Consider the following 15,974-nt stretch of genomic DNA (forward strand, 5'->3'; position numbering starts at 1 on the left):
GCCGGCCAGCCGGAGCAGGTTCCGCCGCCCCAGCCGGGGGTCGGGCAGTGCCGCCGCCCGGCCTCCGGCGACGCGGCCCCGGTCGTCTGAGGAAGCGTTCATCGGGTTCACCTGATCCCTTCGCATGGCAGCGGGTTACGGAAGGTCGAACGCGTCGACGTCCAGGCCGGCGGCGGTCCCGAGACCGTGGCTGGTGCCGTCGAAGTAGACGGACCAGGTGCCGCCGTTGTCGCGGACCACGTCCTCGTCCTGCACGGTCCCGATCCCGGGCAGGGTCACGGACGCGTCGGCGAAGGACACGTAGAGATGCGTGGCGTCGGTCCACACCACACCGTCGACGTTGGCGTAGCCCGGGATCCCGTTGGCGGAGGCGTCGAAGGCCCGGGAGAACGCCGTGCCGTCCCAGAGGTAGACGTCGGCGTCGTCCGCCGTCCCGGCCACGCCGGGCGGGTTCACGCTGCCCACCGTGGAGAAGTACAGGGAGCCGCCGACGACGCTGAGGGCGTCGATGTCCTCGCCTGCTGCGGTCAGCCCCTGCGCGGTGCCGTCGAACCACACCGACCAGGTGCCGTTGTTGTTGTAGACGACGTCCTCGTCCTGCACGGTGGTCGCGATCCCCGGCACCGCGACGTTGCCGTCGAACGACACGTAGAAGTGGGTGGCGTCGACCCGGTCGAGCCCGTCGATGTTGGCGCCGTTGGGCAGGCCGGCCAGGCTCGCGTCAAAGACCCGGACGTGGTCGGTGCCGGTCCAGCCGTAGAGGTCGGCGTCGTCAGCGGTCCCTCCCGCACCGGGCGGGTTGACGTTCCCGGCGGTGGAGTAGAACAGCTGGTCGGCGGGCGGGGGCGGCGCCGGCATCGGGTCGGCCCCCGTGGGCAGGCTGATCGCGTCGAGGTCCGCGGCCGCTGCGGTGAGCCCGGCGGCCGTGCCGTCGAACCAGGTCGACCAGGTTCCCGCGTTGTACTCCACGACATCCTCGTCCTGCAGCGTGATCGGTGCTGTCTGATCAGTCGACCAGGAGGCCCAGAAGTGGCTCGGTGTGTCGATGATGAGGCCGTCGATCGCGGCGTTCGGCATCCCAACGGTCGAGGCGTCGACCACGCGGGCGTAGCTGCTGCCACCGTTCCAGCGGTACACGTCACCCAGACCGGCGGCGCCACCCGAGCCGGGCGGCAAGAACGCGTTGTTCAGGCTCAGGTAGAGCGTCTGGCCCACGATCGAGAAGGCCACCACGTTGGTCGTGGCCGCCAACCCGTTGGCAGAGCCGTCGAAGAACATCCGCCAGGTGCCGTTGTCGTAGTAGACGACGTCCTCGTCGGCCACGGCACCCAGTCCGGGCAGGGTCGTGTTCGCCGCGAACGACAGGTAGAAGTGCCCGGCGTCGACCCGCTCCAAGCCGTCGACGTTGGCGGCTCCCGCCACGCCGGCCACGCTCGCGTCCCAGGCACGCGCGAACGCAGCGCCGTCGTAGCGGTAGATGTCGGCGTCGTCGGCCGTCCCGGCCACTCCCGGCGGGTTGGTGCTGCCCGTGGTCGAGAAGTAGAAGTCCTTCGGCACGGGCAGCGAGGCTCCGAACTCGTCGGCGCCCGCGTCGATGCCACCCAGGGCCGGACGGAGCTGGTCGTCGAGGTCGGTCGTCGGTGCGTTCACCGCGCCCTTGGCGGTGGCACCCAGGTTGCAGGCCGGCGAGGCCGGGCAGCCGGACAGGTGGTAGTCGCCCAGCTGGTCCGGCGGCGCGTCCACCGCGACGAGCGTGGCGTCGACGAAGGCCGGGTTCTGCCGCCAGGTGGCGAAGCTGACCGACACGTCGTAGGCAGCCACGACCTGGGGCGCAGCGTTGCTGTTGGACGGAGCGGTGTTGTAGGCGTGCGTCCCGGCGTCCTGCTGGACGATCGAGCTGGTCGGCGAGAGCAGGCCCGGGGTGTCGAACATCCCGAGGTCCCAGTTGTCGACCGGGGTCGAGTCACCGGGGAGCCCGATGCCGAGCACGGTGGTGCCGGCCCGGGCGCCGGCCCGGTTGTCCCAGAAGATGTTGTTGAACAGGACCGGGTCGCTGAACGTCGGCGCGCTGCCGGGCAGCGTGGCCTGCAGCTGGGTGCTGTTGGCCGAGCTGGACAGGCCCGCCGGGGCCGGCTGCCCGTTGGAGGTGACCGCGGTGGCCGTCGTCAGGTTCTTCATGATGGTGTTGTTGACCACCCGGACGGTGGGCGCGTCGTTGAGGCTGATGCCCCCGCCCTCGTGGGTGGACACGTTGCCGGAGATCACGTTGTTGACCACGTTCATCTGGTCGGTCCCACCGGCGCCGCCGGCCATCAGGAACCGCACGCCGCCGCCGTCGTCGTTGGCCAGGTTGGCCTTGATCTCGTTGGCGTAGATGTCGACGGGGCCTGAGCCCGGCGACAGGCTGTCGGGGTTGGCCGGCAGCTGGCCGGCGATCATGATGCCGCCGCCCTCGTCGAAGGACATGTTGAGGTAGATCCGGTTGTGGTGGATCTGCCCGCCGGGGCTGCGGCCGTAGACGGTCATGCCGCCGCCGTACTCGACGGAGAAGTTGCCGCAGATGTCGTTGTGGTCGACCTCGTAGGCGTCCGAGCCGGCGAACAGCCCGAGTCCGCCCGCGAGGTTGGTGCCGCCGTTGTTGACGATGCGGTTGTGCGAGATGCGCACGTTCTCGTTGTGCTGGCTGGTGTCCGGCGCGGGGAGGTCCGGCGTCCCGACCCGGATCGTGCCGTAGGCGCCACCGTTGTTCTCCACCACGTTGTTGGTGATCTGCAGGTAGCGCGCGTAGGCGTTGGCGAACACCGCCCCACCCTGCGTGGTGATGTTCGGCGGCAGCCCTGTCGGGGCCCCGGTGAGCTGGTTGATGTTGCCCGGGAAGCCCTGCTGGTCCCCGCCCCGGAGGTCGAAGCCGTCGATGGCGGCCCGGTAGCCGCTGGTGAACTGGCGTGCGGCGCCCGCGGCGGTCGTGGCGTTCTGCGAGGCGAGCACGGTGACGCCCGCGCCGTCGCTGACGGCCTGGTTGCCGTCCCAGGTCAGCCCGCCGAGGGTGGTGTACCAGTCGGTGGCCAGCTGGGTGTCCCCTCCGAACGCACCGGCGTCGAGGATCGAGCCGGGCACGAAGAAGTCGCCCTGGAAGCCGCCCGGCCCGACGCCCTGGAGCTTGACCGGGGAGGCCATGATCAGGTTCTCGTAGTAGGCGCCCAGCGGGTTGTTGCGCGGGTTCGTGGTGTCGGGAGCACCCGGGTAGACGACGACCAGGTCGTCGGCGGACGCCGCCAGTGACGCGTCGAGGGCCGACTGGATGGTGGCGTACTGCTTGCCGGGGCCGACCTCACGCACGGTCGGGCTGTAGCCGGTGCCGAGCACGTGGAAGGTCAGGCCGTTCACCGTGCTGCGGCCGCCGTTGTTGGTGATGACGAGCTGAGCCGCTCCGGCGGGGGTGCCCGCGGGCACCGAAGCCTGGATCGTCGTGTCGTTCCAGCCGGTCACCGGCAGCACGGTGCTGCCGAGGGTCACCGTGCCGGTGCCCTGGGTGGCGCCGAAGCCGGTGCCCTCGATGGTGAACGCGCCGCTGCCGTTGACGTAGGGCCGGCTGACCGCGAAGAGCTGCGGGGTGGCGGCGCCCACGGGGCAGGTGACCGCCTTGAGCTGGCCGGTGCCGGGAGCGCTGAGCTGCATGCCCACCTGGGTGACCGCGAGGTCGGTGGGGATCGTCACGCCCGGAAGGGCCTCGAACTCGGTGGAGATCGTGCGGTAGCGCGGGTTGTAGTTGGGGTTCAGCGCGCCGGGCACACCCGAGTCGTTGCCCACGAACCGGTACATCCCCGCGCAGACCCCGGACGGGGTGGGGCAGCTGATGTGGTTCGTGGAGGGCAGCAGCACGTCCCAGAACCCGTTGTAGTCGGACTCGACGGTGGTGACGAGACGGTTGGTGAAGTCGTAGATCCCGACCGGCACGAAGGGGGCCGGGGCCTTCTCGCCGTACGCCGTGGTCTTGGGGTCGGCGGAGAAGTTGACGTCGTCGATGATCAGGCCGCGCAGCCGGCTGGGCAGCGGGACGTCGGTGAAGACGTTGAACATCGGGACCACGGACTTGCCGTTGTTCAGCTCGACCAGCTTGGTGCCGCACGTGCGCTTCGGCATGCCCTCGTAGGGCGAGCCGCCGAGGTCGAGGAACGTGGCGTTGTCGACCGGGGTCGAGGCGGGCACGGTGACGCCGTTGGGGGCACCGTTGGTGCCGTCCCCGACCAGAGCCGGGTAGCTGTCGGTGCCGTCGCCGGCCAGGTCGACGGTGTGCAGGGCACCGGCACACGACGGCGGGGGCACCTGCGGCACGATCTGGTTGCCGTTGCCGATGTTGATGTCCTCCTCACCGGTGACCTTGTACATCGGGTTGCCGGTCCGGTCGTCGGGGATGTCCAGGCTCACCAGGTAGTCCCCGGCGCCCAGCGCGGTGAACTGGCCGCCGGTGCACACGGGGTTCGCCGGGTCGGAGTCGTCGAGCGTGCCGTTGAAGCAGCCGTCGCCGAACCCGTAGTTGCCGTTGACCGTCGCCCCGAAGCCGGCGTCGGGAGTGCCCTGGTCGGTCGCGTACGGCCCGAACTGGAAGCTCTGGGAGAAGGCGGGGATGCAGATCCCGTTCGTCTCCTGGTTGCGGGCGAGGTGGTCCTCGTCGACCCCGTGCACGAGGGGGACGCCGTCGACGTCGTACGCCGTGCAGCCGGTGGGCCGGTCCCAGCCCTCAGAGAGGTAGCTGTTGAGCAGCGCGCCCTTCCGGTAGGAGCCGTCGGCGGCGAGCTCGTAGAGGCCGTCGGCGTCGCACGGGGCATCCGCGTGGGTGCCGCAGTCCACGGTGGCGTACAGCTTGACAGGGATGTCGGGCACGCCCGGCTGCCAGTCCTCGGCCGCGGCGTACTGCGGGTCGAGCTCGTTGCGGGTGGTGTCGTAGCTGATCGATCCGACGATGCCGCCGTTGCGCGGGTCGATGCCGCTGGTGCCGGGAGCGTCGTAGGCGTGCACGCCCCAGTCCATGGTCCCGCCGAGGCCGATGATGTTGAGCGTGCTCACGTCGACGCCCGAGCCCTTGACGGTGGTGGGGCTGGGTGCGTTGTCGGCCTGGTAGGTGATGCCGGTGGTGTAGAAGGAGTCGCTGTACGCCTCCAGGACGGTCCAGCCGAACTCACCGAGCGGGTAGGCGCCCTCGAGGCTGTAGTAGCCGTTGGCGTCGGTGGTGGCCGTGGTCTGCCCGCGGTCCATCAGCGAGTTGTCGCGCTTGCGCAGGGTGAGGGTGAAGTTGGGGATCCCGTTCTCCCCCGCTTCGCGGACCCCGTTGCGGTTCTTGTCGTTGAAGATGTAGCCGGACATCTCCGTCCACCAGCCGGACACGGGCAGCGTCCCCATCGCCACCGTCTCCCCGCCGCGCACGGTGACGTTCTGCAGCGCCAGCAGGTTGTTCTGCGCCTCGTCCCACCAGGTCAGCGTGTAGTCGCCGTCGGGCACGCCGGAGATGTCGAAGCGGCCGTCGCTGCCGGCCTGACCCACCCAGACGGCCTGGTCGCCGTTGCCCAGGTCGGCCAGGGACAGCCACGCGTCCTTGATCGGCCGCTGGATCTTGGAGCCGGTGAATCCGTTGAAGATGTCGAAGACGCCGCCCTTGGGTGGCACGTAGTGGAGGGTCCGCATCACCCGTCCCGTGACGTGGCCGCCGGCGGTGCCGCTGATGGGCTGGCCGTTGTGCAGCGGGCTGGCGAAGCCGAACAGCGGGGTGGGCACCTGCTCACCGGCGTGCACGAACTCGGTGTCGTAGCCGGTCGAGCCCTCCATCACCCAGCTGTCCCAGTCGTGGTTGCCCTCGAGGGTGGTGGTCTGGATCCACTGCTGCCCGTCGGGCGGGGTCACGTACTGGGTGTACCGGTTGGTGCCCATGTGCGGGAAGGTGACGACGCCGTCGGCGTCGCTGATGCACTCGCCGCCGACCTTGTCGACCACGGGCAGCATGTCGGCGTCGAGGTCACCGAGCGGGATCTCGTGGGTGACCGGGTCCTCGCCGACGTACGTCGTGCACAGCGGGTTGCCGTAGACGTCGGTGCTGATCTCGCCGAGCACGTCGTTGAGGTGGCCGACGAAGCCCTGCAGGGGCTGGTCGCCGGCGTCGTAGGCGCCGTTGGTCGGCGCCATGTCCTCGAAGACCTGGCCCTTGACCGTCGAGTCGGGCAGCGGCATCGGCTGCACCTCGATCATCACGGGGTTGTCCGAGGGCAGCGGCATGGTGAAGTGGGCGCCGTCCAGCTTGTAGCCGTCGGCCAGCACCGAGATGAGGTACTTCCCGTCCGGCAGGTCCAGGCCCGTGGCGAGGGTGTCCTGGTCGCCCTGGGCCACGATCGGGGCGGCGTCAGGGTCGGCGTTGATGGAGGTCCAGGGACACGAGCGCGGGTAGCCCGGCTCGCCGGGCGGGGGGTCGTAGGACGGGGAGCACACGCCCGTCGCGGAGCGCACGTTGGTGGCCCCGGTGTTGTCCTGGTTGATGAGGAACTTGAACGAGCTCACCGGGTCGCCCTGCGAGACGCCGGCGCCGGCGAAGGCGCGGGGCTCGGTGCGGGCGCTGACCACCTGCACGGTGAGCGTGTTGGTCGGCGCCGCGCTCGCCTCCACGGCCGGCAGCGCGACCACGGCCGCGACGGGGACGACGGCCACGACGGCCGCCAGTGCCGCCCGGCGCAGGGCACCGAGCCGTCCGGGTCGCTCGCTGCCCCGCCCGTACTCGACGGCCGGCCGCACGCCACTCGCCACGTCTGCACCACGCATGGACGTCACCCCTCTGCGGACCCGAGGACCAATGGGTCAGACGGTCCGCCCCCACCCGGGGTAGGGGGGGATTCATGACGAGGGCGTCATGAACTTGTCATCAAGGGATCATCGAGGAGCCCGCTGCGGTCGGGGACGGAGCGGGCTGGTCCGCCACCTCGCGATGGCTCGGGTGCGGGCTGCGCGGCGCGGCGCCCTCCTGCTCGTGGACCAGCGGCACCGCCATCAGCAGCAGCGCACCGCCTTCGACCGAGCGACCCGCGACCAGCCGGCCCCCACGCGCGACCGCGGCGTCTCGGACCAGGGTGAGCCCGAACCCCGTCTGGGCCTTGGGATCCTCCGCCAGGTAGGGGTCGAGGTTCGGCGGGGCCCCGGGGACAGGGTCGTTGAGCGCCCGGGCCAGGCCCGGGTCGAGGCCGGGGCCGGAGTCCGCGACCCCCACCAGCACCAGGTCGCCCGTGCGGCGGCCGACGACCCGCACGGTCCCGCCGCTGTCGGTGTAGCGCAGCGCGTTCTCGACCAGGGTGTCCAGGCAGGAGCGCACCCGGTCCGGCGAGCACAGGAACCGGAGGGAGTCGGCATCCACGACCCAGGTCCGCTCGGCGATCACCCGCCAGCGGTCCACCACCTCGGTCAGCAGGGCACGCAGGTCCACCGGCACGCGCTGGACGTCCTCGGGCATCCGGATCATCCGCACCAGGCGGTCGCTGGCCAGCACCAGCCGGCCGAGCTCGGACTGGACCACCTGCAGGTCGTTGCGCCGCTCCGGGTCGGTCTCCCGCGACAGCAGCAGCTCGGTGTAGCCGTGGGCGATGGTGGCGGGGGTGCGCATCTCGTGCGAGGTGAGCCGGCTGAGCTGCTCGCGCATCGCCGCCCGCGCGCGGTCCCGGGCGGCCAGCCGCGAGAGCGAGACCATCGCGCTCTGCCGCCGGCGTACGTTCCAGATCACCAGCACCAGCAGCGCGGTCATCAGGGGGATCTCCGCCGTCTCCTGCCAGCCGACGACTCCCTCCGCGGCCCTGACCAGCAGCGCGCCGCCGGTGACCACGGTGAAGATCCCGGTCGCGACGAGCGTCGGCCGCAGGGCCCACACCTCGCGGTCGTAGGCGAGGGCGAGCCCGATCCAGGCGATGTGGTAGGGGATGGTCTCCTCCCCGGGGGAGAGCCACATCAGCGCGGCACAGGCTCCGGCCAGCACCAGCCAGGGTACGAACAGGTGGTGCCGCGCGGGCACGTCAGACCCCGTCGAAGCAGTAGCCGACGCCCCGGACCGTCTCGATCGGGAGGTCGGCGATCTTCGTGCGGAGTCGACGCATGCAGACGTCGACGACGTTGCTGCCAGGATCGAAGTCGAGCCCCCACACGTCGTGGAGCAGCTCGTCGCGTCGGCACACCGAGCCACGCCGTCGCATGAGGTGCGACAGCAGCCCGGTCTCACGCTCGCTCAGCGCGACCTCCGACCCCGACACCTGGGCGCGGCGCCGCTCGAGGTCCAACGTGACCCCACCTGCGGCCAGGTAGCGCCCGGTGGGGTGCGCTCCCCGGGCGGAGTCGCCGACCAGGTGGCGACGCACCCGGGCCATCAGCTCGGCGGCGTGGAACGGCTTCCCGACGTAGTCGGCGGCACCTCGGTCCAGGGCGTCCACGCGAGCGGCCACCTCGTTCACCGCGGACAGCACGATGACCTGGGGCGGGTCCTCCCAGGCGGACAGCGTGCTGAGCACCTGCAGGCCGTTGCAGCGTGGCATCATCAGGTCCAGGAGCATCAGGTCGACGTCCGGGTCGTGGGCGAGGGAGTCCAGTGCCTCCACCCCGTCGCCCGCGGTGAGGACCTCGTGCCCGTCGGCGGCCAGGAACCGCGAGAGCATGTCGAGCATGCGTCTTTCGTCGTCGACGACCAGCACCTTGCCCATGACCCCCCCATGAAGCCAAGGGACCGCACGAAGCGTTCCGGGATGCCTGTGCCCGAGCCCACAGTGCACGGGGTCCACGAGGTGAGGACGCCCTAACCGACCATTAGCCCACCGGCGGGCCGTGCTGTCAACGGCCGAGGGATCCCCCGACTCGGGTGAGGCCGCCGGCGGGGCAGGTCGGTAGCGTCGCAAGGGTCCACGCACGAGCGGGAGCTGCGAGAGGAGCACGGATGAGTACCACCCCCGAGTCGGTCGACGAGCTCGGCCCTGTCGACTACCTGGTCGTCGAGTTCCCACCAGGAGCCCAGAACTTCACCGGCGAGATGGCCGGGGAGCTTGCCAAGCTGGCCGAGGCGGGCACCGTGCGGATCCTCGACCTGCTCATCCTGCAGAAGAACGAGGACGGGTCGGTGGAGGCGTTCGAGATGGACGACCTCGATGAGGTCGAGGAGGTCGTCGCCCTCGAGGCGCACATCGCCGAGATCCTGGCCGAGGAGGACGTCGAGCTGCTGGCCGCGGCCATGGTTCCGGGAACCGTCGCGGGCGTCATCGTGTGGGAGAACTCCTGGGCCGCGCCGTTCGCCTCAGCCGCCCGTCGGGCAGGCGGCCAGCTGGTCGCCACGGGGCGGATCCCCATCCAGGCCATCGTCGCCTCCCTCGAGGCGGAGCTGGCGAGCGAGGAAGGACACTGACATGCCGTTACGTCCAGCCCGAGCCGCACGCCGCGGCGTCGTGGGAGCACCTGTCGCCCGCACCGCTGCCGTGGTCGGCACCGCCGCGGTCGTGGCTCACGGTGTCGACCGGCGGCAGGACCGCCGTGAGGACCGACGCGACGACCGCCGCGACCGGCGCCGGTAGCAGCCGGGCGCACCTCAGCCGGTGTTGCGCATCCCGGCGGCGATGCCGTTCACGGTGAGCAGCAGGGCCCGGTCCAGCAGCGCGTCGTCCTCCCCGCGGCGCTGGCGGGCCAGCAGCTGGATCTGCAGCTGGTGCAGGGGTTTGAGGTAGTTGTCGCGCACCTCCAGCGTGGTGCGCAGGGTGGGCTCCCGGTCGAGGAGCTCGCTGTCCCCGGTGACGTCCAGCACCTGTGAGACCGTGCGGGCGTACTCCTCCCGGAGATCGTCCAGGACCGGCCGCAGCTCCCCTGGCACCAGTGCCGTGACGTAGTCCTCGGCGATCTCGAGGTCGGTCTTGACCAGCGTCATCGACACGTTGTCGACGAAGGTGCGGAAGAACCGCCACTCCCGGTACATCTCGCGCACCTCCTCCAGCCGGTCCGCCACCGCGGCCAGGCCGCTCCCGACGCCGTACCAGCCCGGCACGATCTGGCGGGACTGGGTCCAGCCGAACACCCAGGGGATCGCGCGCAGGTTCTCCAGGCCGGCGCCGGCGTCGGGCCGGCGGGCGGGCCGGGAGCCGATGTGGAGCGCGCCGAGCCGGTCGACCGGCGTCGACGCGAAGAAGTAGTCGGCGATCCCGGGCCGGTCCACCAGGGCGCGGTAGCGGGTGTGCGCGTGGTCGGAGATCGCGTCCATCAGCGCGTCCCACTGGCGGGACTGCGCCGGGGTGCGTCGGTCGGTGCGGTGCAGCACGGTGGCCTCGACGGTCGCCGCGAGCATCAGCTCGAGGTTCTCCCTGGCCAGCACCGGGAGGGCGTACTTGTCGCTGATCACCTCGCCCTGCTCGGTGATCTTGACCTCGCCGTCGACGGTCCCCCAGGGCAGCCCCATGAGCGCGTCGTACGTCGGGCCGCCGCCGCGGCCCACCGAGCCGCCGCGTCCGTGGAAGAACCGCAGCCGTACGCCGTGCTGCCGCGCGACGTCCCGTGCCGCCCGCTGGGCCCGCTGGATCTGCCACTGGGAGGTCGTGATGCCGCCCGCCTTGTTGGAGTCGGAGTACCCCAGCATCACCTCCTGCACGTCCCCGCGCAGCGACACCATCCGGCGGTACCCGGGATCCGCGAGCAGGGTCTGGAGGATCTCCCCTGCGGTCTCCAGCTCCACGACGGTCTCCAGCAGCGGCACGAACCCGATCCGGGCCACCCCCTCGACCAGGTCCACGAGCCCGGCCTCCCTGGCCAGCAGCACCGCGGCGAGGACGTCGTCGGCATGGTGGGTCATCGAGATGATGTAGCTCTCCACCGTCCTGGGCCCGAAGGTGTCCAGGGCTCGCCGGATCATCGCGAAGGTCTCGGCGGTGGTGGCCCCCTCGGGGTCGAGGGACAGCGGCTGCGGTGCGAGCGGGCGCCGCCCGGCGAGCTCACGGCTGAGCAGCCGGGTCCGGGCGGCGCGGTCCAGCTCGGCGTACGGCCGGTCCTGCTCCCCCAGCCGGTCGACCAGCTGCCCGATCGCGTGGTGGTGCTTCGCCGAGTGCTCACGCACGTCCAGCGTCGCGAGCGTGAGGCCGGTGGCGGCGACGGTGCGTACGACCCGGCCCAGCTCGCCGTCGGCGATCACCGTCCCCTGGTGCTCGCTGACGGACCGCTGCAGCAGCAGCAGGTCGGCCAGCAGCTCGGAGTCGTCGCGGTAGTCGCGCCCGGGCCGGTGCGGCGCCCCCTCGCGGATCCGGTGCTCGGTGAGCCCGAGCCGGACGTGCAGGCAGGTGAGGAACAGCCGGTAGGGCTCCTCCGCGTTGAGCCGGCGGTAGCGCGGCTCGACCTCGGGGAGGGCGGCCAGCCAGGCCGTCACCCGGCTGCGGACCTCCGGGGAGACCTCCGAGACCCGCTCGCTGATCGACAGGTCGCGGCGCAGCCGGTCGACCAGGGTGCGCAGCAGCCGCAGCCCGTGCAGCGCCTGCAGCCGGAGCACCTCCCAGGTGACCTCCGGGGTGACGAAGGGGTTGCCGTCCCGGTCCCCGCCCATCCAGGTGCCGAAGCGCACCGGGCGGGCGTCGGACGGCAGGGTCACGCCCAGACCCCCGAGTCGGTCGCCGAGCTCGTCGAGCACGTCGGGCACGGCCCCGACGGCCAGCCCCTCCAGGTAGTAGATCCCGTTGCGGGCCTCGTCGAGCACCTCGGGGGCCTCGATCCTGATCTCGTCGGTCTGCCACAGCAGCTCCACCGCCTCGCGCAGCCGACGAGTACGTCCGGGGGTGTCGGGCTCCTCGAGCAGGACGGCCACTCGGCGCAGCTTGTCCAGGGTGGAGCGGCGCGCCACCTCGGTCGGGTGCGCGGTGAAGACCGGCTGCACCGACACGTGGGCGATCTCCTCGGCCAGTGAGCTGCCGCCGAGCCCGGCCTCGCGGAGCCGGCCGACCGCCTGCGCGATCCACCCGCCTCCGTCCCCACGGGCCGCCAGCATCGCGCGCCCGCGGTGCACCTGCTCGGTGACGTTGGCCAGGTGGAAGTACGCCGTGAACGCCCGGGCCAGCCTGATCGCGGTGGGCAGGTCGGTCTGGGGCAGCTCGGCCAGGTCGTCGCGCTTGGCCCGGGAGCGCAGCTGCTCCACCAGCGCCAGCAGCTCGGGGCCTTCGACCCGGGTGAGCGTCTCGCCGAGGATCGAGGTCACCAGCCGGATGTCGCGACGCAGCGCGGCGTCCGGGGAGGAGGGGTCGTGGCGCACACGGCCATTGTTCCCGGTCCGGCCTGCCGGCCCCGGCGAGGACCAGCGCGTGGTCGAGGGGGCGTCCGAGCCACGGGGCGGGGACTCTAGAGTTGCTGTCGATGACCGAGTCCGACTACTGCGAGCTGTGCGACCTTCCGAGGTCGCAGTGCGTCCACGGCCGACCCCCGCCCACCCCGGCCCGTGCGCCCCGACCCGTGCCGGCACCGTCCCGGGCCGGGCGACGCCCTCCGGCGCCGACCGCACCCGCCGACCGGGCCGCGCCGGCTCCGCCGGTGTCCCACCGCTGGACCCCGGCCGAGGCGTTCAGCCCGCTCATCCTCAGTGTGCTGCGGGAGGCCGGCGGGGAGCTGGAGGCGGAGGAGATGTTCCTCGAGCTCGAGATCCTCGTCGAGGACCGGCTGCTGGCCGGCGACAGAGAGACCACGCCCCAGGGCGAGCTGCGCTGGCGCTCGGCCGCGCGCCGGGCGCGACAGGCCCTCATCGCCGAGGGGTTGATGACCGGGGGCCGGCCCGGGATGTGGACGCTGAGCGAGGCCGGCCGCCGGGTGACCTAGCTCGCGTTCAGGTCGACCCCGCACTCGTCCTTGGCGTGCTTCTCGATGTTGTCCGCGGCCTGCTGCACCTGGTCGGTGCCGAGCTGCTGCATGTCCTGGGCGAGCTGCTGGAGCTTGGCCGGGTCGAGGTCCGCCGGCATCTCGCCGGAGGACATCTTGTCGAGGTCGGAGAGCTTCAGCCCCGCCTTGTCCAGGGCCTGCTCGATCCCACTCACCGCGTCGTCGAGCACCTGCCAGTCGTCGGCCACGGCGTCCGGGGCGCTGTCGGCGAGGTCGTGGACGGTCGTGAACGCCTTCTCCAGGTCGCCGGAGCTGGTGCCGTCGAGCCCGGCGAGACTCTCCTTGGCGGACTTCATCTCGTCGCAGTAGGACTCGGTGCTGCTCGTGCCGCCGTCGCCGCTCCCGCAGCCCACGAGCGCTCCGGAGAGCACCACCGACACTGCTGCCATCGCCAGGCTTCGCTTCACTGCTCCCCCTCGGGGCTCGGTCGGCGCGCGGTCGCGCCGTGGGCACCATCATGACCGACCGCACGTCCAACCCTGGGCACCACCCCGGTGCCGCCGCCGCCCAGGTGCCGGGCGACGTTGACCAAGCCGACCAGGCTGTAGGCCTGGGGGGTGTTTCCGAGCTGCCGTCCGGCCACCGGGTCGTACTCCTCGCTGAGCAGGCCCACGTCGTTGCGCAGCCCGAGCAGCCGTTCGAACAGGGTGCGCGCCTCCCGTCGCCGACCGACCCCCTGGAGTGCGTCCGCCAGCCAGAACGTGCAGGCGAGGAACGCCCCCTCGGTGCCCGGCAGCCCGTCCCCGCCCCGGTCGGCGTCGGGGTCGTAGCGGCGCAGGAACCCCTCGTGGCCGAGCTCGCGCTGCACCGCCTCGAGCGTGCCCGCCATCCGGGGGTCCTCCCACGGCAGGAACCCAGCCTGCGGCAGCAGCAGGAGGGCCGCGTCGAGCCCCTTGCTGCCGTAGAACTGGGTGAAGGTGTTCCGCTCCGGGTCGAAGCCCCTGGCGCACACCTCGTCGTGGATCTGGGCCCGGAGGGCACGCCACCGGTCGACCGGACCGTCCAGCCCGTGGCTCTCCACCGAGTGCACCGCCCGGTCCAGCCCGGCCCAGACCATGACCTGGGAGTGCACGAAGTGCCGCCGAGGGCCGCGCACCTCCCAGAGGCCGTTGTCGGGCTGGTCCCAGTGCCCCTCGAGCCAGTCCAGCAGCGCCCGCTGCAGGTCCCAGGCGACGTGGGTGACCCGCAGCCCGGCCTCCCGCGCGAGGTGCAGGCCGTCGAGAACCTCGCCCCAGACGTCCAGCTGCAGCTGGGCGGCCGCGGCGTTCCCGACCCGCACCGGCCGCGACCCGGCGTACCCGGACAGCCAGTCGAGCTCGGTCTCGGGCAGCCGGTGGGTGCCGTCGAGGCCGTACATGATCTGCAGCTTGGCCGGGTCCCCGGCGACGGCGCGCACCAGCCACTCGCGCCAGGCGCGTGCCTCCGCCACGTACCCGGTGCCGAGCAGCGCCTGCAGCGTGAACGTCGCGTCCCGCAGCCAGCAGTACCGGTAGTCCCAGTTGCGCACCCCGCCGGGCTGCTCGGGCAGCGAGGTGGTGCCGGCGGCGACGATGCCGCCGGTGGGGGCGTAGGTGAGACCCTTGAGCAGCACCAGCGAGCGGCGTACGTCGTCGGCCCACTCGCCGTGGTAGGTGCAGCGGGAGACCCAGTCCCTCCAGAACTCGCGGGTCTGGGCCAGCGCGGTGCCCGGATCGGCACGCTGCGGGGCGGGCAGGTGGGACTCCCGGTAGGTCATCACGAAGGAGACCTCCTCCCCCTCCGCCACGCTGAAGGAGGCGCTGAGCACCCCGTCCTCGTGCTGCCACGGCACCGTCGCGGTCACCCACACGGCGTGCGGCCCGGCCACGGCGACACAGGGTCGTACGCCGGTGCGCAGCCACGGGCGCAGGCTGCCGTAGTCGAACCGCAGCGACAGGCGGGTGGTGAGGGGCACCCGGCCGCGGAGCCCGCGGACCAGGCGCACCACGTCGGCGGCCTCCCCGCGGGGAGGCATGAAGTCCACCACCTCGACCTCGCCTTCCTGCGCCCGCCAGCGGGTCCGCAGGACCAGCGAGTGGCCGAGGTACTCCCGGGAGCACGTCGCCTCCCCGTCGACGGGCCGCAGCGCCCAGTGCCCGGCATCGTCGTCGTGGAGGAGCGAGGCGAAGCACGCCTCGGAGTCGAAGCGGGGCAGGCACAGCCAGTCGATCGTGCCGTCCCGGGCGACGAGCGCGAGCGTGTGCAGGTCCCCGATCATCGCGTAGTCCTCGATGGGTCGGGTCATCGCGCGCCCTCGCTCTCGTCCGGTCCTGCCAGTCTCGCGCAGGGCCGGTCGCGGTTTGCCGTGGGCGGCACGGGGTACCGCCCGGCGTACACCTCGACCACCGAACGAAGGACGTGAGCAGATGACCGCCGAGGGCAGCAGCAGCGCGCAGGCGCTTCCGGAGAACGACGTGATCGCGATCCTGGTCGCGCAGCACGCCCGGATCCGGGCGCTGTTCGCCGCGGTGTCGACCACGCAGGGCTCGGCCCGGTCGGAGCTCTTCGACGAGCTGCGGGCCTTGCTCGCCGTGCACGAGACCGCCGAGGAGATGGTGCTGCGGCCGACCACCCGCCGGGTGGCCGGCGACGCGGTCGCCGACGCGCGGATGCACGAGGAGACCGAGGCCAGCCAGGTGCTGGCCGGGCTGGAGCGGCTCGACCCCGACAGCGACGACTTCGACAAGGAGCTCGCGGCGCTGGAGAAGGCGGTGTGGTCGCACGCGGAGAAGGAGGAGAACGAGGAGTTCCCGGCCATCCTCGCCGGCTGCGACGAGGCCGAGCGCAGGACCATGGGCCGCATGCTGACGGCCGCCGAGGCCGTGGCGCCGACCCACCCGCACGCCTCGACGGCCGGCTCCACCGCGAAGCAGTGGGCCGCCGGTCCCGTGGCCTCGATCGCCGACCGCACCCGCGACGCGATCCGGCGGGTGCGCGGCTGACCCGTCGGGACGGCACGGGTGGCTGCCGGCGGGGGTGAGGACAGTGCGGAAGATCCCAGCCACCAGGTGGCTGTTGCGAAATCGCCGGGTGGGGTGCGTGACTGGGGCGGGTCGTCACGA

General features: G+C 72.0%; 9 protein-coding genes. 3 read left to right on the forward strand and 6 right to left on the reverse strand.

Annotation, left to right across the window (positions count from 1 at the left end):
• Positions 1–135 precede the first annotated feature (135 nt).
• From PLP61_RS07280 to PLP61_RS07290, 3 genes are all read right to left on the reverse strand, one after another.
• Entirely contained in the window at positions 136–6,804 is a 6,669-nt protein-coding gene (locus tag PLP61_RS07280) for an SdrD B-like domain-containing protein (RefSeq protein ID WP_324501799.1), read from the reverse strand.
• Between the two features lie 100 nt (positions 6,805–6,904).
• Positions 6,905–8,038 (reverse strand): sensor histidine kinase, encoded by a 1,134-nt coding sequence (locus tag PLP61_RS07285; RefSeq protein ID WP_324501801.1) that lies wholly within the window; start codon positions 8,036–8,038, stop codon positions 6,905–6,907.
• 1 nt (position 8,039) lies between these two features.
• A complete protein-coding gene (locus PLP61_RS07290) occupies positions 8,040–8,717 on the reverse strand; it encodes a response regulator transcription factor (protein WP_324501803.1) in 678 nt (225 codons plus the stop codon).
• Positions 8,718–8,947: 230 nt separating this feature from the next.
• On the opposite strand from PLP61_RS07290, the gene PLP61_RS07295 reads away from it, so the two are divergent.
• On the forward strand, positions 8,948–9,409 hold the full coding sequence (locus PLP61_RS07295) for a DUF6325 family protein (protein WP_324501805.1): 462 nt from the start codon (positions 8,948–8,950) through the stop codon (positions 9,407–9,409).
• 180 nt (positions 9,410–9,589) lie between these two features.
• On the opposite strand, the gene ppc is transcribed toward PLP61_RS07295, so the two are convergent.
• Positions 9,590–12,277, reverse strand: coding sequence for a phosphoenolpyruvate carboxylase (gene ppc, locus PLP61_RS07300; protein ID WP_324501806.1), 2,688 nt, complete (start codon positions 12,275–12,277; stop codon positions 9,590–9,592).
• 275 nt (positions 12,278–12,552) lie between these two features.
• On the opposite strand from ppc, the gene PLP61_RS07305 reads away from it, so the two are divergent.
• Positions 12,553–12,834 (forward strand): hypothetical protein, encoded by a 282-nt coding sequence (locus PLP61_RS07305; protein ID WP_324501808.1) that lies wholly within the window; start codon positions 12,553–12,555, stop codon positions 12,832–12,834.
• On the opposite strand, the gene PLP61_RS07310 is transcribed toward PLP61_RS07305, so the two are convergent.
• Together PLP61_RS07310 and PLP61_RS07315 are read right to left on the reverse strand one after the other, a co-directional pair.
• Complete coding sequence (locus tag PLP61_RS07310; RefSeq protein WP_324501810.1) at positions 12,831–13,301, reverse strand: hypothetical protein; 471 nt, start codon at positions 13,299–13,301, stop codon at positions 12,831–12,833. The genes PLP61_RS07305 and PLP61_RS07310 overlap by 4 nt on opposite strands.
• Positions 13,298–15,157 carry a glycoside hydrolase family 15 protein gene (locus tag PLP61_RS07315; protein WP_324501812.1) on the reverse strand — a complete coding sequence of 620 codons (1,860 nt, stop codon included), beginning with the start codon at positions 15,155–15,157 and terminating at the stop codon, positions 13,298–13,300. Before PLP61_RS07315 ends, PLP61_RS07310 begins: the two co-directional genes overlap by 4 nt.
• A 121-nt stretch (positions 15,158–15,278) precedes the next feature.
• On the opposite strand from PLP61_RS07315, the gene PLP61_RS07320 reads away from it, so the two are divergent.
• Positions 15,279–15,854, forward strand: coding sequence for a hemerythrin domain-containing protein (locus PLP61_RS07320; protein ID WP_324501814.1), 576 nt, complete (start codon positions 15,279–15,281; stop codon positions 15,852–15,854).
• Positions 15,855–15,974: the final 120 nt, after the last annotated feature.

The sequence above is a fragment of the Nocardioides sp. genome (genome assembly GCF_035429765.1).
GTDB lineage: Bacteria > Actinomycetota > Actinomycetes > Propionibacteriales > Nocardioidaceae > Nocardioides.